This is a genomic window from Hanstruepera neustonica (assembly GCF_002895005.1).
Classification (GTDB): Bacteria; Bacteroidota; Bacteroidia; order Flavobacteriales; family Flavobacteriaceae; genus Hanstruepera; species Hanstruepera neustonica.
Genome location: NZ_POWF01000001.1, coordinates 669,158 through 688,002 on the forward strand (window position 1 = coordinate 669,158; position 18,845 = coordinate 688,002).

The following is an 18,845-nucleotide window of genomic DNA, read 5'->3' on the forward strand; positions in this document are numbered from 1 at the left end:
CATGGAAAATTTTACAACATGTAAAAACTGCCATTCAAAAATTGACAGCAAGTTTTGCCCAAACTGTGGTCAAAAAGCATCTGTTGCAAAAGTCACTTTTACTGAAACTTTTCAAGATGTTATCAATGCTATGTTCTCTATTGATGCACCTCTTTGGGTGACCATCAAAGCTTTAATTTTAAATCCTGGACAACTTTTTAGAAATTATCTTTCCGGTAAGCGCAAGACCTACTACAAACCAGTTGCTTTTTTTATACTAACAACGGTCGTTTTTGTTTTGGTCAAGGCTCTTTTAAACTATGATCCAATGGAAAATGTTGTTCAAGCTGATAGCGAATCTATTGAAACTGGTTTATTGAACAAAGCTGGTGTTTTTATGGCCAACAACATCAATAACATCATTTTTACGTTTGTGTTTTCCTTTGCATTAATGCTAAAACTCTTCTTTTATAGACTGTATTCTCTAGCTGAATATTTAGCGGTTTCATTCTATATGGCAGCGTTTTACATAATTTTAACAACAGTATCGATATTCGTTATTAAGTTTGGGGATTCTCAACTCAAGATGATACCATTCGTACTCATGTTACTATATGTTGTTTATGCTTTAATATCCTTTTTTCAAAAGAAAAGCCTGTTAGTTATTGTAAAGATTCTGTTAGTTTATTTCTTTGGAATTTTACTCTACATAATTTTTGGCTTTGGTATATCTTTTTTAATAGTTTGGCTAAAATCTAATTAATGGCAGGCATCTATATACATATCCCTTTTTGTAAACAAGCCTGTTATTACTGTGATTTTCATTTTTCAACATCTCTAAAAAAGAAAGCTGACATGATTTCTGCTTTGCAAAATGAATTGTTTTTAAGAAAAGATGAATTGCGAAATCAGTTTGTAGAGACCATTTACTTTGGAGGAGGAACACCTAGTTTGTTAACCAATGAAGAAATTCAAGAAATTATCAATTCGGTTTATAATAATTATCAAGTAGTTGAAGAACCTGAAATTACACTAGAGTCGAACCCTGATGATTTAATTCAAAGTGAATTGTCACCTCGAGCGGAGTCGAGAGGTCTTTTTGAAAGTTATAAAGAGATAGGTATTAACCGCTTGAGCATTGGTATCCAATCGTTTTTTGAACAGGATTTAAAATTGATGAATCGTGCACACAATGCCCAAGAGGCTAAAAATTGCTTAAAGGAAGCCACAAAGCATTTCAACAACATATCAATAGATTTAATCTACGGTATTCCTAACGCAACTAATGAGCAATGGCTAAAAAATATTGATATAGGATTGTCGTATGGTATTCCGCACATCTCCTGCTATGCTTTAACGGTTGAGCCCGAAACAGCTTTAGAGAGTTTCATTAAAAAAGGAATTGTACAAGATGTTGACGATGAGGTAGCTCAAGAACAATTTCATTTGTTGACTAACAAATTGGAAACCGAAGGTTTTATACATTATGAACTTTCAAACTTTGGTAAACCCAATTTTTTTAGCAAAAATAACACAGCCTATTGGCAAGGGAAAATCTATTTGGGCATTGGGCCATCGGCACATTCTTTTAATGGTAAGCAACGTGGTTGGAATGTTCGTAACAATACAAAATATATTAAGGCTTTACAAGACAATAAACTTGCCATAGAATGGGAAAGTTTAACCACAACCGATTCTTATAACGAGTATATTATGACTGGTTTACGAACCATTTGGGGCGTATCACTTACAAAAGTTGAAACAGAATTTGGAATTTCCTATAAAAAGTATTTATTACAACAAGCCCAACGCCATATTGACCAACAATTGTTATATATTCAAAACGATGTACTTTTAGTTACTTCAGAGGGTAAATTTTTAACTGACGGCATAGCGTCTGACCTTTTTAAACTTAATTTATAATGCTAGCAACCATACATACGAATTCCAGAAACTATAAAATTGACCTATCAAAACCATTAGATATTTCCATTCCACTTAAGGCATCAAAATCCAATTTAAACGCTTGGTATATTGATGAGCCCAAAATTGATCCCGTTCAAGATGGCGAATGGATTGCGAGTGTTTCCAAAGGAGCTAGTGTGAATTTTAATAATATTCAGTTTAATCCACACGCTCATGGTACGCATACAGAATGTGTAGGGCATATTACCGAAACAGTACATTCGGTAAATAAGAGTCTTAAACAGTTTTTCTTTTTGGCTGAATTGGTAACAGTTGCACCAGAATTAATTGATGATGATTTTGTGATTTCCAAAAAGCAGCTGCAATTTGCTTTTGGAAATAAAAAACGAGATGCCATCATTATCAGAACCATACCCAATACCACTGAAAAAAAATCCAAGCAATATTCAAACACAAATTGGCCTTTTTTACAGGAGGATGCCGTAAATTTTTTAGTTAAAATGGGGATTAAACATTTACTGATTGATTTGCCAAGTGTTGATAAGGAAAAAGATGAAGGTGCTCTAAAAGCCCACAAGGCATTTTGGAATGTAAATGGAAAAATCAGAAAGGATTCTACCATAACCGAGTTTATTTTTGTACCGAATAAAGTAGTAGATGGAACTTATTTCTTAAACTTACAAATAGCACCTTTTGAAAATGATGCTTCACCAAGTAAACCAGTCCTTTACCAACTTTTAGAATAACATGAAAAATTTATTAAAACTAGAAGAATTTGCCATGTTTGGTTTGGGTATTCTTGCCTTTAATCAATTACATTATCCCTGGTGGTGGTTTTTGGTGTTGCTGTTAACACCTGATATAGGGATGTTGGGCTATTTAATCAATTCTAAAGTTGGAGCGTTTACCTATAATTTATGTCATCATAAGGGATTGGCAATAATCATTTATATAATTGGAGTTGCTTACAATAATGACCTAATACAATTAATTGGAATAATGGTATTTTCTCATGCTTCTCTGGATCGGATTTTTGGTTATGGATTAAAATATAACTCCTCATTTCAAAACACACATTTAGGAAAAGTTGGAAAGCATAATTAAAATTTCTAAAGATAAATCAAAACTTCAGGTTGAGGTTATTCATGATTTTTTAAAGACCACATATTGGGCTAAAGGAAGGACTATTAGCGAGGTCCAAAAAACCGTTGATAGTTCCTTGTGTTTTGGAGTCTATTTAGATGACAAACAAATAGGATTTGCGAGAATCGTAACCGATTATGTTGTATTTGTATATCTTATGGATGTGTTCATTTTACCTGAATTTCACGGTAAAGGCTATTCCAAACAGCTCATGGCATCTATCATAAATGACCCGTTGTTAAAGACCTGTAAAGTTTGGATGCTGAAAACATCGGATGCGCATGGTTTGTATAAACAATTTGGTTTCACAGAATTAAAACATCCTGAAAAAGTCATGGAACGATTATTATTATAGCGTATTGGATTAAATGATATAATCATGAACATTGAACAATTACGAAACTACTGTCTATCAAAACAACAAGTAACAGAGCATTTTCCTTTTGATGAGGATGTATTGGTGTTTAAGGTTGCTGGTAAAATGTTTTTATTAACTTCGTTAAAGAGCTGGGAAGAAAATCAGCAGGCCATCAATTTAAAGTGTGATCCAGATTATGCTTTGGAGTTGCGAGAGCAATATGAAAGCATTGAGCCTGGTTACCACATGAGCAAAAAGCACTGGAACACTGTTAGGCTTTTTGATGGAGATTTAGATATGCTTTTTGTCAAGCAAATGATTGATGATTCTTATGACTTGATCGTAAAATCGTTGCCAAAAAAGATTCAAAACGAATTTTTGTAATTAAAAAAGCCATTTCTACATAATTGAGAAACGGCTTTTAACACTAAAAAACTAACCACTCATCAATTTTGCCATCCACCTCCTAGATGTCTATACATAGAGACTCTAGCTAAAAGCTGGTTCTTTTTGGTCTCAACCAAATCCATTTTAGATTCCAAAGCATCTCTTTGGGTCAATAAAACTTCCATATAATCTGCTCTTGCAGATTTAAATAGTTTATTGGTAATATCAATAGATTTGGTCAAGGCTTCTACCTGTTGATCTTTCAGATTATAACTTTTCTGAAGGTTTTCAATATTTGATAGTTCATTGGCTACTTCTATGTAAGCGTTTAAAATGGTTTTTTCATATTCGAATACGGCTTGAACTTGCCTAGCGTTTGCATTGTTATATTCAGCTTTTATAGCATTTCTGTTTATCAATGGCGCCACCATATCTCCTACTAAATTATAAATTAACGATTCTGGGGAAGCCGTCAAATACTTCAAGTTAAACGCTTCGAATCCAACCCCTGCCTTTATGGTAAATGAAGGGTAGAAATTGGCTTTGGCCACCTTAATATCCAACTTGGCTGCTTCCAGCTCGTATTCAGCCTGCCTGATATCCGGACGATTAGACAGCAATTGAGAAGGAATTCCTGTATACATAGTATCTAGTTCCCTTTCAATAAATTCTTCCGAACGACGGTTCACATGTTGTGGTGTTCTCCCTAAAAGAAAATTGATTTTGTTCTCAATTTCAACAATCTCCTGCATAACGGCATAACGTTCACTTTGGTTCTTGAAAACTTCAGCTTGAAGACGTTGTACGCCTAATTCAGTGGCCCTTGCAGCCTGTTTTTGTAGCTGAATGGTTTTCAATCCATTATTTTGAAGTTTTAAGTTTTGCTCTATGATGGCCAATTTGTTATCCAATGCCTGAAGCTCATAATAGGAGCTGGCGATTTCAGAAATTAAATTGGTAACCAAAAAGTTTTTGCCTTCAACTGTTGACAAGTATTCCATGACAGCTTCTTTTTTTGAATTCCGAAGTTTTTTCCAAACATCTAATTCCCAAGATGCAAAAACACCTACACCATAATTTGGCAAAGGCTCTGGAAATTCTTCTCCTGGTCTGATGTCGGTATTGGCATCATTTGCACCTTGACTGGTATAGCGACCAACTTTTTCTACTTCGGCAGCTGCACCAACATTTACAAAAGGTAAATACTCACCTTTTCGCGCTTGTATTTCATTTTCAGACATATTCACCTTTTGCAGGATGATATTTAACTCTTGATTGTTGACCAATGCCGAATCAATAAGTGTAATCAAGTCGGCATCATTAAAAAAGGCTTTCCAATTTAAATCCACAGTATTCAAGGAGTCTGTTATAACCGTTTCTTGATACCCCTCCGGTAAAACGGTGTTGGCTTCTTTCAAGTCTTTGGAAGGGGCACAACTGTTTAGAATTAGGGCTGCAAGAATGCATGCAGACCCTAATCTAAAAGTTTTATTATTGAATTTATAGTTATTCATTGTCTTTACGTTTCATCAATTTCTTTAATTGTTTGTTCATGGCTTTCAACCTTGCTCGAATACTGCCATCACCTTCACTAGTTCGCATAAATTCTTCGGAAATAGGCTCATGAACTTGATCTTTTATGAGACTTCGGCCTTCCGCCATTTTAGCAAATACATAGTATAATCCTGGAATGACGATCACTCCGAATATTGTCCCTAAAAGCATACCGCCAAGAGCTGAACCACCAATGGTTCTATTTCCAATGGCGCCAGCGCCTGTAGCAACTACCAATGGAATTAAACCGGCAATAAAGGCAAATGAAGTCATGAGTATGGGTCTGAATCGCATTTTAGAACCTTCAATGGCGGCATCTAAAACCGAGGCGCCTTGCCTGTGTTTCTGAACTGCAAATTCAACTATCAACACGGCATTTTTACCAAGTAATCCCACGAGCATAATAACACCAATTTGTGCATAAACATCATTGGATAACCCCATTAATTTTAACAATAGGAAGGAACCAAACACACCAACTGGAAGCGAGAGTAGCACAGCAAATGGTAAAAGGAAACTTTCGTATTGGGCAGCCAACACAAAATAAACAAAGATGAGAACAATCCCGAAAATCACGATGGCATCATTCCCTCTGTTTGCCTCATCATATGATAACCCCTCCCAAGCAATATCATAGCCTCTCGGTAATTTTTCTTTGGCTACTTCTTGAATGGCTTTGATGGCATCGGCGCTGGTAAATCCTTTAGCAGGTAAACCACGAATGGCAGCTGAATTATATAGGTTGTAACGGGTGATCTCATTGGGACCCAAACGCTTTTCCATTTTCATAAATGCAGAATACGGAACCATTTCGCCTTCTTCATTTTTAACATATAGTTTCTCCAAATCTGTTGGTTGACTCCTATATTCCGGTGCAGCTTGGGTGTAAACTTTGAAAAAGCGACCAAACTTAATAAAGCCCTGCTCATAGGTACTACCTATCAAAATGTTGAGGTTTTCCATGGCTCTGCCAATAGAAACTCCTTTTTGCATAGCTGCTTTATTATTGATTATCAATTCGTATTGAGGATAATTGGCGGCAAAAAATGTAAATAAACCGCTCAACTCTTTACGTTTGCCTAATTCTTCTAAAAAAGAATTGTTGATGCGTTCAAACTCATGATAGTCAGTGGAGTTGGTTTTATCCAATAAACGCAAAGAAAATCCGCCTGATGAACCAAAGCCTGGAACAGCAGGTGGTTCAAAATATTCAATAATGGCGCCAAGGTCTTTCGATTCTTCTTCCAGTTCTTCCATAATTTCATGAACGGAGTGTTCTCGTTTAGACCATGGTTTTAGGTTTATTAAGCAAGTTCCTGCATTGGATCCACGACCTTCGGTCATAATCTCGTAACCTGCCAATGACGAAACCGATTCTACACCATCAATTTCTTCACAAATGGCTTGAAGTTTTCTGGCAACTTCATTGGTGCGTTCTAAAGTAGCACCAGGAGGTGTTTGAATAATGGCATAAATCATACCTTGGTCTTCGCTTGGGATAAATCCAGCAGGTAATACTTTATTGGTTGTGTAGATTCCTACACAAAAGGCGATTAAAAGTCCAAAAGTAACTACTCGTCTGTCTACAATATATTTCAAGAAACCAACATAACGCCCAGTAAGTTTTTCAAACCCGTTATTAAACCAATCAATAAATCGGTTTATAGGGGATTTTTTTCGAGCGATACCATGATTGTTTTTTAATAGCATGGCACACAATACGGGTGTCAATGTCAAGGCTACAATCGCTGATATAATAATCGAACCTGCCATGGTTATTGAAAACTGTCTGTAGAAAACACCAACTGGACCAGACATAAATGAAATGGGAATAAAAACCGAAACCATAACCAATGTTATGGCAATAATGGCACCACCAATTTCGCCTAAAACAGCCTGCGATGCCTTATAAGGCAATAGATGTTCTTCTTCCATTTTTACGTGAACTGCTTCTACAACAACAATGGCATTATCAACCACAATACCAATAGCCAATACTAGAGCAAAGAGCGTAATTAGGTTTATGGAAAGACCAAAAATCTGCATGATAAAGAAAGCTCCGATTAAGGACACAGGTACAGCGATTATAGGAATAAGCGTCGAACGCCAATCACCTAAAAATAGAAACACAACTATGGCCACAAGAATGAAAGCATCTCTCAAGGTATGGAGTACTTGTTCTATGGAAGCGTCCAAAAAGTTTGAAACGTCATAACTGATTTTATATTCAACACCTGGTGGAAGCTCCTCTTTAAGTTCGTCGAGTTTTTGTTTAACATCGTTTATAACATCACTACCGTTACTCCCAAAAGTTTGCTTGAGTACAATGGATGCTGAAGGTTTCCCATCTAAATTGGAATAAATATCAAAGAATTCACTTCCCAATTCAACATCGGCAATATCGCCTAATGAAATAATTTCACCTTCTGAATTGGCCTTGACGATAATATCCTTGTATTCAGCGGCTGTGCTATATCGATCTCTGTAAGTCAAAACATACTCCAATGCTTGAGATTTTTTCCCTGAACTACGACCAATTCGCCCTGGTCTTGCTAAAATACTTTGGTCCTCCATAGCTTCAAGGACTTCTTCGGCTGAAATATTATAGGCTCGCATACGGTCTGGTTTTAACCATACACGCATAGCGAACTTACGGCTACCTAGAATTTGAGCACTGGCTATCCCATTTATTCGCTGTATTTCGGGAACTATTCGCGTATAGGCGTAATTGTACAGAAACTTTTCATCATCGTTTTTATTTTTACTGTACAGGTTTACATACATCAACATACTTGGTTGTACTGGTGTGATGATAACACCTTCACGTTGTACTAATTCAGGTAATAAGGGCATAACTTGATCTACCCTCGTTTTTACCCTGACTACGGCATCGTTGGGGTCTGTCCCAGGTTCAAAGATGACACGAAGGGTCCCTTCACCAGCACTAGTGGCATCAGAAGCAATATAACGCATGCCTTGAACACCATTAATAGCTGTTTCCAATGGAATAAGGGTAGACTTAACCAAAACATCGGCACTAGAGCCAGGATATGCTATAAAAATATTGACCGTTGTAGGTGCAATTTGCGGAAATTGCGAAATCGGTAATTGTTTGATTGCCAATAAACCGGTAAAGACGATGATTACTGAAATAACAATGGCCAATACAGGTCTATGAATAAACTTTTTAAACATGTTGCTAATTTTTTATAATTGTTATTCGGCGTACATTTCAAGACTATTCAATACTTCGTTAGCATCTTCTATCTCGTATTTTATTTCTTGTCCATCTTTGACCAATCTGATGCCTTCCAGCAATATGTTATCGTTTTCATTTAAGCCACTTTCAACAACAAATAAATGGGAAAGTTCTGCGCCAACTTTGATTTCTCGTTGTCTGACAATGTTATCTTGGTCTATAACAAATACATAACGTTTGTCTAGAACTTCAAATGTTGATTTTTGAGGAATAAGTAATGCATGTTCCAGTGGAATGGTCATTAGAATATTTCCTGTTTCACCGTGTCTTAAAATACTATCTGGGTTTGGAAAAGTAGCCCTGAAGGCAATATTTCCAGTTTCGTTGTTGAATTCACCTTCAATGGTTTCTACTATACCTTGCTGATTGAATACCTTATTGTTTGCCAAAAGCAGATTGACCTTTTGGTTTTTGTTCTGATCAGCATTCATAATATAATCCAGATATTCAGCTTCAGGTACATTAAAATAAACCCACATTTTACTATTATCTGAAAGTGTTGTGAGTAGTTCACCTTCATCCAACATACTGCCTTCTCTAACATGAAAGTGGTCAATAATGCCATCAAAAGGGGCTTTTATATCAGTAAAGCCTAAATGAGTTTCAGCGAGCACAACTTCAGCTTTAGCTTTGTCAAAATTGGCTTTTGCAAGAGCCAGTTCATTTGGTGAGACAACCTCATTATCTGCCAATAATTTGGTGTTGTCGTATTCGATAGATGCGGCATTGCTTTCGGCTTTAGCCTTGAGTAATTCGGCTTGATAAATGTTGGGCATAATTTGAAATAAAGGCTGGCCTTTTTTAACAGACTGACCTTCATCAACAGATATGTTTTGTAGGTAGCCTTTTTCCATAGCGCGCAATTCTATGTGTCGAATAGAATGTACTTGAGCCACATATTCTTTTGTTATGGAAGTGTCTCTGAAAACAGGATTAGTTACCTGAAATGTACGTTCTTCATGTTTTTCTTCCTTGTGAGAATTACAGCCAATGTTTAAAACTATGGCTAAAAGTCCCATGATAATTGGGATTTTTTTCATAATAAAATGAATTTTTGATGATTAAAATGATAAGTGGTTTGACCGCGTTGTAAATCAACACAGACATATAAAAAAAGAAATGAGAGATAATTACAGGAATTAGATAGGAAATTGTTTATCTACCTGTAAAGAGATATCAAATTCTAAAGACTTCGAATTTGATGTAGCGTTTATAAGAAAATGCCTTTGAAGGTTTATGGCAACCTAAAGAGAGTTCCTCAAATTCAAATAGATTGTTTTTGAAGAAACTATGTAAGAATATAGTAGACACATCATCACTGAATTTTGATGATTGACTTTTTTCAAATCCATCAATTTCTTCATTTTCAGTGAGTTCGGCAAATACCTTTTTAAACTTCAAAAAGGCATGAGTTGAGGAATGAAGAAATTGTGCACTACTCGATAATGAAGCAACATTAGTATTTAACAACTCATTGTAAGAAACAGAATCATTATGCTGACTAGAATGAGCGTGCAACTGCATCAAGCCGCCTAGAATGACAACGAGTGTTAATACATATATTAGAAATGCCTTTTTCATTTTCGGGTACAAAAGTATTTTGACGAATTATTCCTTACAAGTTTTTTGTGTAAAATTTATCTTAAAGGTTTGTTTTTAAACAAATAATGTTTTTGCAGTTACTCATTTTTAAGTGTAATATTGCACAAAATTATTTTATGAGTGTCTTACAAATGCTTCAAGAGCGAAGTAACAATGCCTGCGAATTGTGTTCATCTACACATGATTTACATCAATATACCATTCCGCCATCATTAAATGAAAATGTTGCCAATGATCTATTAGTCTGTAAAACCTGTTTAGATCAAATAAATGGTGTAACTGAAATGGACCCAAATCACTGGCGTTGTCTTAACGATAGTATGTGGAGTGAACACGTGGCTGTCCAAATTATGGCTTGGCGTATGTTGCAACGACTTCGTCATGAAGGCTGGCCAAAGGATTTGTTGGATATGATGTATTTGGATGATGAGGCACTGGCTTTAGCCAGAGCAACGGGAGAAGATAAAGATGAATCTGAAAAAATTATTCATAGAGACATTAATGGTGTGGTATTGGAGAATGGCGATTCTGTTGTACTCGTTAAAGACCTAAAAGTAAAGGGTTCCAGTATGGTGGCCAAACAAGGCACTGCTGTAAGAAATATTCGTTTGGATCATGAAAACGCCGAATATATTGAAGGTAAAGTTGATGGTCAGCAAATAGTCATTATCACCAAATATGTAAAGAAGACCTAAAGCTATTGCTTGTCTTTGTCATTTTTCTGCTTTAGAAACGAAAACCCAAAGGGAATCATAATCAATAAGAACAAAAACTTACCTGTTATTAAACCGTAAATGGTAATAACTGCTGCAAGTACCATTAGGATATTTTGAGTTTTAGTAGACATGAGGTTACTTGTTTTTGATTTTTGAGGGACTTGTTTTCTTAATGGCTTTAAATTGCCTATTAAAATGAGATATGTTATTAAAGCCACATAATTCGGCTATTTCCGTAATAGATAAATCGGTGTCACTTTGTAAAAGTTTCTGGGCTTGCTCGATTCGTAATTCATTTAAGAACTGAATGTACGTTTTGTTCGTGCGCTTTTTAAAATATTTGCAAAAGGCATTTTTGGTCATGTTGGCTATTTCAGAAATACTATCTAAACTAATGTTGTTTTTGTAGTTATTCATGGTGTATTCTACAACATCTTGCATGCGTTTACCTTCATTATCCGAATATGTCTTTTCATATATAAATGATGACAGGCTTTTATAGCCTGCTGAAGATGCTAACTTCATAATTTCCAGAAGCAATATAAACTGTTCAATTTTAGATGTTTTTTCAAACATCAAAAATCGTTCTTGGACAGGCCTTATGTTGGTTGTGAGTTTGAACCCTTGTTTACAACGTTTAAAAAATGGTTTGGTTTGTGATAGTTCGGGTAACTCAAAAAAAGTTTTTCCAAAGGCGTCTTTTGTAAAGAATATAGATAGCATATGTGATTGTTTAGTTGAAGGTTCACTTTTAAACACATGAGGCAAATTTCCGCCAATGACAATAATATCGCCACTTTTATAATGTGTAATGGTATCGCCTACAACTAGAGCGCCTTCGCCAACCAGAATATAGCTAATTTGTATGTCTTCATGCTGATGTAATTTGTCATAAAAAACCACTTCTTTGTCTATTTGAAAGACAAACGCATGGGTTTCTGGTTTTGGAATCTTAAATGGAAGGACTTTCATGTCTGCACAATAATAATCTAAAATATAAAATAATACTTATTTTATGGATAATATAGTATTGATTTTGGATAAATATGCATTAAGCTAAAATGGTTTTATAGGTTAATTTTATATCAATAAAATATACTAAAAATGAATGTTCAATGGAAAGGCGTCATGCCTGCTGTAACTACCAAATTCACGAAAAATGATGAATTGGATTTAAACATGTTTGAAGTAAATATTAAGGCACAGCTCCATGCTGGAGTTCACGGTATTGTTTTGGGTGGAACGCTGGGCGAGGCCAGTACGTTATTGGATGAAGAAAAACGGGAACTCACTCGGTTTACGGTGTCTTTAGTTAAAAATAAAATACCCGTTTTGGTAAATATAGCCGAACAATCAACCAAACAAGCCATAGCAGCTGCTCAAAAAGCCGAAGCCGATGGTGCGCATGGTTTAATGATGTTGCCACCAATGAGATACAAGTCAGGGGATTTGGAAACCATGACATATTTTAAAACTGTTGCCAATAGCACGTCCTTGCCAATCATGGTTTACAATAATCCAGTAGATTACAATGTTGAGGTAACTTTAGATATGTTTGAAGAGCTTTTAAAATGCGATAATATCCAGGCTGTCAAGGAATCAACTCGTGACATTTCAAATGTGACGCGTATAAAAAACCGATTCGGAGACCGATTAAAGATTATGACAGGAGTAGATACGCTAGGTTTGGAGAGTTTGCTCATGGGAGCCGATGGTTGGATAGCTGGTTTAGTTTGTGCTTTTCCACAAGAAACCGTAGCTATTTATGAATTACATAAAGTTGGAAAAATACAAGAGGCCCTTGAGATTTACCGTTGGTTTTTACCATTGCTAGAGTTGGATATAAATCCTAAATTAGTACAGAACATCAAACTGGCGGAGGTTTACACTGGAATAGGAACAGAACATGTAAGAGCACCACGGTTGCCATTATCGGGGCAAGAAAGAAACCACGTCATAAAGATCATAGAGAGAGGCCTGAAAAACAAGCCTGTACTACCAGACTATAAAAATTTATAATTATAAAAATAGCTTTAAATGATAACTGGAAAAAATTATGTAGGGAATAAGCAATCAGCAAAAGGAGACAAGACTTTTAAAACTTTTAATCCACAAACCAATTCGGAAAACCAAGCTGTTTTTACCGAAGCAACACCAGAAGAAATTGACGAGGCTGTCAATTTAGCAACAAATGCTTTCAAAACATATCGTAATATTTCAAAGGATAGGAAATCAAAGTTTTTAAACACCATTGCAGATAATATTATGGCTTTGGGCGATGAGTTAATACAAACCTATTGTGAAGAGTCTGGCTTGCCTGAAGGTCGCGCTAAAGGAGAGCGTGGAAGAACTGTAGGTCAACTACGCATGTTTGCCGACTTGGTTAAAGAGGGGTCATGGGTCGAGGCTTCTATTGACACAGCTATTCCAGATCGTGAACCAACACCAAAACCCGATTTGAGAAAAATGTCTATTCCATTGGGGCCTGTTGTGGTATTTGGTGCCAGTAATTTCCCATTGGCTTATTCAACAGCAGGAGGCGATACTGCTGCTGCATTAGCAGCTGGCTGCCCCGTGTTGGTTAAATCTCATCCTATGCATGCCGGAACGGGTGAATGGGTTGCCAAGGTTGTCATTGAAGCTGCTGAAGAAACAGGAATGCCTAACGGTGTTTTTTCTAATTTAAACAGTAGTGGTATTGCAGTTGGGGAACAATTAGTAAAGCATGCAGGTGTAAAAGCTGTTGGTTTTACGGGTAGCATTGCTGGAGGGAGGGCCTTGTATAATTTAGCAGCCCAACGCGATGAACCCATTCCTGTTTTTGCCGAAATGGGCAGTATCAATCCAGTAGTCATTTTGCCCGAGGCTTTAAAAAGTAGGAATCAATCCATAGCAAAAACATATGCTAATTCGATTACTTTAGGAACAGGTCAGTTTTGTACCAATCCAGGGTTGATTTTAGGGATTAAAAGTAAGGAGCTATCCAATTTTGTTCAGAATTTATCTGATGAAATCGTAAAAGTTGAACCGACGTGTATGTTGCACCCTAATATAATTGGTGCCTATGAAAGCAAGAAAGAAAAAGCCATTGCACAGCAAAATTTATCGGTCGTGGTTAATTATGAGTATGACATCAAAACAAATTACGCTAGACAAACAGTCACTACCGTAGAAGGTAAAACGTTTTTAAACAATGCAACATTACATCAGGAGGTTTTTGGACCGTATTCTATGGTGGTTCAATGTGATGATACCGACCAACTATATCAAATTATTTCTAATTTGGAAGGACAGTTAACAGGGACAATCATTGCTGAAAATGATGAGGCTACAGAATATTCTGATATTGTGTCGGCTTTACAAAACCGTGTAGGAAGATTGATTTATAATGGCGTTCCAACAGGTGTTGAGGTTTGTCCGTCCATGACCCATGGTGGGCCATACCCAGCATCAACTGATAGTCGGTTTACGGCTGTTGGAATTCATTCCATTAAACGCTGGGTAAGACCATTTAGTTATCAGGATTGGCCAAATGACTTATTACCAAAAGAACTAAAAAATGAAAATCCATTGGGGATTTTGAGATTGGTAAACAATACACAAACCAGAGATCGTATTACACAATGAAAGGAACTTTTGTCTGTATAGATGCGCATACCTGCGGAAATCCAGTAAGGGTAATCACAGAAGGGATTCCGAACCTTATTGGACATAACATGAGTGAAAAGCGCCAACACTTTCTCAAGGAATATGATTGGATAAGAAAAGGTTTAATGTTTGAGCCTCGCGGACACGATATGATGAGCGGTAGTATGCTATTTCCGCCACATGATCCTGAAAATGACTTTGCTATTTTATTCGTTGAAACATCTGGCTGTTTACCAATGTGTGGTCATGGAACCATTGGCACCATTACAGTGGCTATTGAAGAAGGGTTGGTGAAACCTAAAGTGCCAGGGAAAATCAAAATGGAAGCTCCTGCTGGTTTGGTAGAAATTGAATACCAAAAAACCAATGGCAAAGTGGATTGGGTAAAACTGACTAATGTTAAAAGTTATTTGGCCGCCGAAAACCTTTCCATTCAATCACCAGATTTGGGAGAGTTAGTTTTTGATGTGGCTTATGGTGGTAATTTTTACGCCATTGTTGATCCTCAAAAGAACTTTTCCGGCATTCATAATCATTCTGCTTCCGAGATTATTCAATTCTCACAAACATTGAGACAATTAATCAACAATACGTTTCCAAATAGATTTGTTCACCCAGAGAATGATACCATTAAGGATGTTTCACATATTTTGTGGACAGGAAATCCGATTGATCCGAGTTCAACAGGTAGAAATGCGGTTTTTTATGGCGATAAGGCCATAGATAGAAGCCCTTGTGGAACTGGAACATCAGCGCGAATGGCACAACTGTTTGCCAAAGAGAAATTAAAATTGGGTGAAGATTTTATCCATGAAAGCTTTATTGGAAGTAAGTTTATTGGCAGAGTGGAAGCAGAAACCCAAATTGATGGAAACAAAGCCATTATCCCAAGCATCAAAGGTTGGGCAAAAATTTATGGTCGTAATACCATAACAATAGATACAGAAGATGATCCGTATGCACTAGGTTTTCAAGTCATTTAATATGGGAAAGAGCGTTATTATAATTGGAGGTGGCATCATAGGATTATGTTCGGCTTATTACTTAAGAAAAGAAGGACATCATGTAACTGTTGTTGATCAATCTGCTATGGTTGATGGTGCCAGCTATGTTAATGCAGGGTATTTGTCTCCCAGTCATATTATTCCCTTAACAGCTCCTGGTGTTATGAAAAAAGGCTTGAAGTGGATGTTCAATCCTAAAAGCCCCTTGTACATAAAACCCAGTCTAAATCCAGATTTTTTAAAATGGGTTTTGGCTTTTAACAGATCCTGTAATAGTAAACATGTTGAAAAATCAATACCTGCCATTAAGAGAATTACATTATTATCCCAAGAATTATACGATGCCATAAAAGCCGATGAGTTTTTTTCATTTCATCTTGAAAAGAAAGGTATGCTGATGCTATGTCAAACTGAAAAGATTTTAGAGGAAGAGATTAAGACAGCCAAAATTGCACAATCAGAGGGATTGGATGCCTATGAAATTAGCCAAGCTGAATTACGAAAACTGGAACCTCATACAAATATTAACACCCTTGGTGCTGTATTGTATGAGTGTGATTCCCATTCTACACCTCAAGAGTTTATGAATGAGATGAAATCTTGGTTAAGAAATCATGATGTGTCCATACTGCAAAATGAAAAGGTGATTGACCTTGCAGTAAATAATCAAACCATTAAGTCCGTTGTTACTGAAAAGCAAGAATTAAAAGCTGATGAGTTCGTCTTGGCAGCTGGTTCATGGAGTCACATCTTAAGTAAAAAATTAGATATTAATCTGCTGTTGCAAGCAGGAAAGGGCTATCGTATAAACACCTTTGAGAAAACAAACATAACCAGACCAGCTATTTTAACGGAAGCTAAAGTAGCGGTTACTCCCATGAATGGTTTTACGCGTTTTGCTGGCACGATGGAAATAGCAGGTATCAATAACAAGATTAATCCTGTGCGTGTTGATGCTATTGCTGAAGCCGTGAATAAATACTATCCCGATATTAGGTTCAATGATGAAGAAAAGAGAGAAGCGGCTTCTGGATTACGCCCAGTTTCTGCTGATGGTTTACCATACATTGGAAAGTCTTCAAAATGCAACAATTTAACGATAGCAACAGGGCATGCCATGATGGGTTGGAGTATGGGTCCAGCAACTGGAAAATTAGTTTCTGAAATTATTTCAGAAAAAACCCGCTCAATGAATTTGGAACTATTTAATCCAGATCGAAAATTTTGAAGGGAAATGAAGTTAGGAGGTTTTTCCTCGATTAATTAAGCCTGCTTTTTACGATTGTCCGAAACTTTTACATTTGGTCGAATAGATGGTAAAGTATTCATTTTCAGTTGTATATTTATACCATTCCCTCACTGATTATTAGCACATTTTTTATTGATTAACGTTTAAACCATGTGTTTATGAACCTAAAAATTACACACTACAATAACTTTTTTGATGTCAAGGGAATATTGGACAAGCATTCCGTTCAAAAATTTCAAAATGAAATTAATGAGGCCTTTGAAAAATTACAATCTATTACAATTAGTCTGGAAGGGCTTGAAAGTATTGATAAATATGGCGTGATGGCTTTGGCTAAATTGCATAATGAGTCGTTATCAAAACACAAGCAATTATCCATTATCGGTTCAGGATGTAAAGATCTTTATAACCATTTTAAAACGAATGACGCAGCCTAATTAGGTTGACATGTCGGCAATGATTTTCCACTGACCATCTATTTTCTTAAAGATGATGATGAACTCGCCTTGAGCGTCTCCAACTGTTCGTTTGAGGTGATACTCACCCATGATGTAATATGATCCCGTTTCAATAGGAGATATCGCGTTAAGCTTAAAGGTTAATTGTCCAGTTTGCTCCTTAGAGGTGTAATTTTTTTTATAATTGTCCAAAGTCTGTTGCCAGCCTTTTGTAATGTAACCACGGCTATAAAATTGCAAGGAATCTGATTTCCAATAGCCTTGCATAAAGCCTTCAATATCATAATTGTTCCAAGCATCCTGCTGCTCTTGCATCACTTTTCTGATGGCAATTTCATCGGCAGATTGTGAAAATACAATAGTTGAAAAAGATAATGATAAAATGACTAGTAGTGATCTCATAAGAAAACGAATTGAATAGTTTTCCTAAAAATACTAACTAATTGTCAAAGCGCATTCTTTTGGTGTTTAAAAAAAGCATCGGCTTGTAGTTGCATAAGCTCTCTTGCTTTTTTTCGCTTGTAAGTGTATAGCTCATCTTCTTCAGCAATATCATTGTAGATTTTGTTATTGATGGCCATATCGGTTTTAAGCAGAATCTCACGCTCATTAACCTTTTGTTCAACCCAAGTTTTAACGGCTGTTTCGGCATCTTCCAATTTGTAATCATATTCGCCTTTCGGTGATAACAATTTGGCAAAAATAGGAGAGGTTTCAATAGCTAGAAACAACAGGAAAATAAAAAACGATGGTAACCACGGCAGTTTGTCCAAAGCATTGACTCGAGCCATTAAGCCGTCAAAACCATCAATGATTGGCTGTGTGTTGGAAACTTGAGCATTATAATCCGTTTTTAATTGAGCAATTTGGGTTTCAGCTTCCTGAATTTTGGTTTTGTTCTCTTCTTTAAGCTGATTGAGTTCAGCTAAAGCTGCATCATGTTTTTCACGCTTTTCTTTATAAACAGGTCCTTTTCCAAGCAACTTGGTTCCTGCTGTACCTTCAGCTTCAGAAATATAGGTGTCGTAAAGGGCATTGACTTCAGCTTCTTTGGTGTCAATTTGCTGCTGTAAGGATTGAATATTATTTTCTAAAGCTTCCACTCCAGGATCAAATTGTTTCGCTAATTCGCTTTTGTTATCCAATGTCATTTGATTTTTTTCCGTTAGTAACACCTGATTGATTTCCTTTTCAAATATTTTGAGTTCTAAAGGTTTTGAAATAACCACGGCAATAATAATGGCTAAAATAATTCGAGGTGAAGCTTGAATAAGCTCATCCAAAACATTGTTTCGCTTTTTAATGGTTGAAACAATAAACCGATCAAGATTAAAAATGAGCAAGCCCCAAACAAAGCCAAAAAAGATAGCGGCCAAAAGATTATCGAAAACGGTGTAAAGTGCATAACTCGCTGCAATAAAAGCCATAACAGCAGTAAAGAAAACGGTAGCGCCAATGCCTGCGTATTTGTTTTGTTCGCCAATGGAACAGTTGTCCAAAATATTGGTATCAGATCCTGAACAAATGATAAAAAATTGCTTTAACATGATTGATGAAGTTTT

20 protein-coding genes are annotated in these 18,845 nt (G+C 36.3%); 12 read left to right on the top strand and 8 right to left on the bottom strand.

All coding sequences use genetic code 11. From position 1 onward, the window contains the following. Nucleotide 1: 1 nt before the first annotated feature. Genes C1T31_RS03005 through C1T31_RS03030 form a run of 6 tightly spaced genes read left to right on the top strand, consistent with a single transcriptional unit; the run spans nt 2 to nt 3,790 of the window. Complete coding sequence (locus tag C1T31_RS03005; RefSeq protein WP_103050970.1) at nt 2-742, top strand: DUF3667 domain-containing protein; 741 nt, start codon at nt 2-4, stop codon at nt 740-742. After that, complete coding sequence (hemW, locus tag C1T31_RS03010; protein WP_103050971.1) at nt 742-1,902, top strand: radical SAM family heme chaperone HemW; 1,161 nt, start codon at nt 742-744, stop codon at nt 1,900-1,902. Before C1T31_RS03005 ends, hemW begins: the two co-directional genes overlap by 1 nt. Beyond that, a complete protein-coding gene (locus tag C1T31_RS03015) occupies nt 1,902-2,651 on the top strand; it encodes a cyclase family protein (RefSeq protein ID WP_103050972.1) in 750 nt (249 codons plus the stop codon). Before hemW ends, C1T31_RS03015 begins: the two co-directional genes overlap by 1 nt. Nucleotide 2,652: 1 nt before the next feature. Further along, on the top strand, nt 2,653-3,009 hold the full coding sequence (locus C1T31_RS03020) for a DUF4260 domain-containing protein (protein WP_103050973.1): 357 nt from the start codon (nt 2,653-2,655) through the stop codon (nt 3,007-3,009). Then, entirely contained in the window at nt 2,993-3,403 is a 411-nt protein-coding gene (locus tag C1T31_RS03025) for a GNAT family N-acetyltransferase (protein ID WP_317047286.1), read from the top strand. The genes C1T31_RS03020 and C1T31_RS03025 overlap by 17 nt, the downstream gene beginning before the upstream one ends. A gap of 24 nt (nt 3,404-3,427) precedes the next feature. Further along, entirely contained in the window at nt 3,428-3,790 is a 363-nt protein-coding gene (locus C1T31_RS03030; protein WP_103050974.1) for an MmcQ/YjbR family DNA-binding protein, read from the top strand. Between the two features lie 62 nt (nt 3,791-3,852). Here C1T31_RS03030 and C1T31_RS03035 read toward each other — a convergent pair whose 3' ends face one another. The 4 genes from C1T31_RS03035 to C1T31_RS03050 form a co-directional block, all read right to left on the bottom strand. After that, nucleotides 3,853-5,307, bottom strand: coding sequence for a TolC family protein (locus C1T31_RS03035; RefSeq protein WP_103050975.1), 1,455 nt, complete (start codon nt 5,305-5,307; stop codon nt 3,853-3,855). Further along, nucleotides 5,300-8,542: an efflux RND transporter permease subunit gene (locus C1T31_RS03040; protein ID WP_103050976.1), complete on the bottom strand. Its 3,243-nt coding sequence runs from the start codon at nt 8,540-8,542 to the stop codon at nt 5,300-5,302. Before C1T31_RS03040 ends, C1T31_RS03035 begins: the two co-directional genes overlap by 8 nt. A gap of 21 nt (nt 8,543-8,563) precedes the next feature. Continuing rightward, nucleotides 8,564-9,646, bottom strand: coding sequence for an efflux RND transporter periplasmic adaptor subunit (locus C1T31_RS03045; protein ID WP_103050977.1), 1,083 nt, complete (start codon nt 9,644-9,646; stop codon nt 8,564-8,566). Nucleotides 9,647-9,782: 136 nt separating this feature from the next. Continuing rightward, nucleotides 9,783-10,187, bottom strand: coding sequence for a hypothetical protein (locus C1T31_RS03050; protein ID WP_103050978.1), 405 nt, complete (start codon nt 10,185-10,187; stop codon nt 9,783-9,785). 137 nt (nt 10,188-10,324) lie between these two features. Between C1T31_RS03050 and C1T31_RS03055 the strand changes: the two genes are divergently transcribed. Next, nucleotides 10,325-10,903 (top strand): PhnA domain-containing protein, encoded by a 579-nt coding sequence (locus tag C1T31_RS03055; protein WP_103051304.1) that lies wholly within the window; start codon nt 10,325-10,327, stop codon nt 10,901-10,903. Between the two features lie 2 nt (nt 10,904-10,905). Here the strand turns inward: C1T31_RS03055 and C1T31_RS14020 are convergent, their stop codons facing one another. Together C1T31_RS14020 and C1T31_RS03060 are read right to left on the bottom strand one after the other, a co-directional pair. Next, a complete protein-coding gene (locus C1T31_RS14020) occupies nt 10,906-11,055 on the bottom strand; it encodes a hypothetical protein (protein ID WP_165780060.1) in 150 nt (49 codons plus the stop codon). Nucleotides 11,056-11,059: 4 nt separating this feature from the next. After that, the gene (locus C1T31_RS03060; RefSeq protein ID WP_103050979.1) at nt 11,060-11,896 is read right to left on the bottom strand and encodes an AraC family transcriptional regulator; all 837 of its coding nucleotides are present in this window, start codon (nt 11,894-11,896) and stop codon (nt 11,060-11,062) included. Between the two features lie 132 nt (nt 11,897-12,028). On the opposite strand from C1T31_RS03060, the gene C1T31_RS03065 reads away from it, so the two are divergent. From C1T31_RS03065 to C1T31_RS03085, 5 genes are all read left to right on the top strand, one after another. Next, nucleotides 12,029-12,943, top strand: a complete 915-nt coding sequence (locus C1T31_RS03065; RefSeq protein WP_103050980.1) for a dihydrodipicolinate synthase family protein — start codon at nt 12,029-12,031, stop codon at nt 12,941-12,943. 18 nt (nt 12,944-12,961) lie between these two features. Continuing rightward, nucleotides 12,962-14,551 carry an aldehyde dehydrogenase (NADP(+)) gene (locus tag C1T31_RS03070; RefSeq protein WP_103050981.1) on the top strand — a complete coding sequence of 530 codons (1,590 nt, stop codon included), beginning with the start codon at nt 12,962-12,964 and terminating at the stop codon, nt 14,549-14,551. Further along, on the top strand, nt 14,548-15,555 hold the full coding sequence (locus C1T31_RS03075) for a 4-hydroxyproline epimerase (RefSeq protein ID WP_103050982.1): 1,008 nt from the start codon (nt 14,548-14,550) through the stop codon (nt 15,553-15,555). The genes C1T31_RS03070 and C1T31_RS03075 overlap by 4 nt, the downstream gene beginning before the upstream one ends. Nucleotide 15,556: 1 nt before the next feature. Further along, nucleotides 15,557-16,804: an NAD(P)/FAD-dependent oxidoreductase gene (locus C1T31_RS03080; protein ID WP_103050983.1), complete on the top strand. Its 1,248-nt coding sequence runs from the start codon at nt 15,557-15,559 to the stop codon at nt 16,802-16,804. Between the two features lie 179 nt (nt 16,805-16,983). Continuing rightward, on the top strand, nt 16,984-17,262 hold the full coding sequence (locus tag C1T31_RS03085; RefSeq protein ID WP_103050984.1) for an STAS domain-containing protein: 279 nt from the start codon (nt 16,984-16,986) through the stop codon (nt 17,260-17,262). Here the strand turns inward: C1T31_RS03085 and C1T31_RS03090 are convergent, their stop codons facing one another. Continuing rightward, nucleotides 17,263-17,685, bottom strand: a complete 423-nt coding sequence (locus C1T31_RS03090; RefSeq protein ID WP_103050985.1) for a YybH family protein — start codon at nt 17,683-17,685, stop codon at nt 17,263-17,265. 44 nt (nt 17,686-17,729) lie between these two features. Beyond that, nucleotides 17,730-18,830 carry a DUF4407 domain-containing protein gene (locus tag C1T31_RS03095; protein WP_103050986.1) on the bottom strand — a complete coding sequence of 367 codons (1,101 nt, stop codon included), beginning with the start codon at nt 18,828-18,830 and terminating at the stop codon, nt 17,730-17,732. Nucleotides 18,831-18,845: the final 15 nt, after the last annotated feature.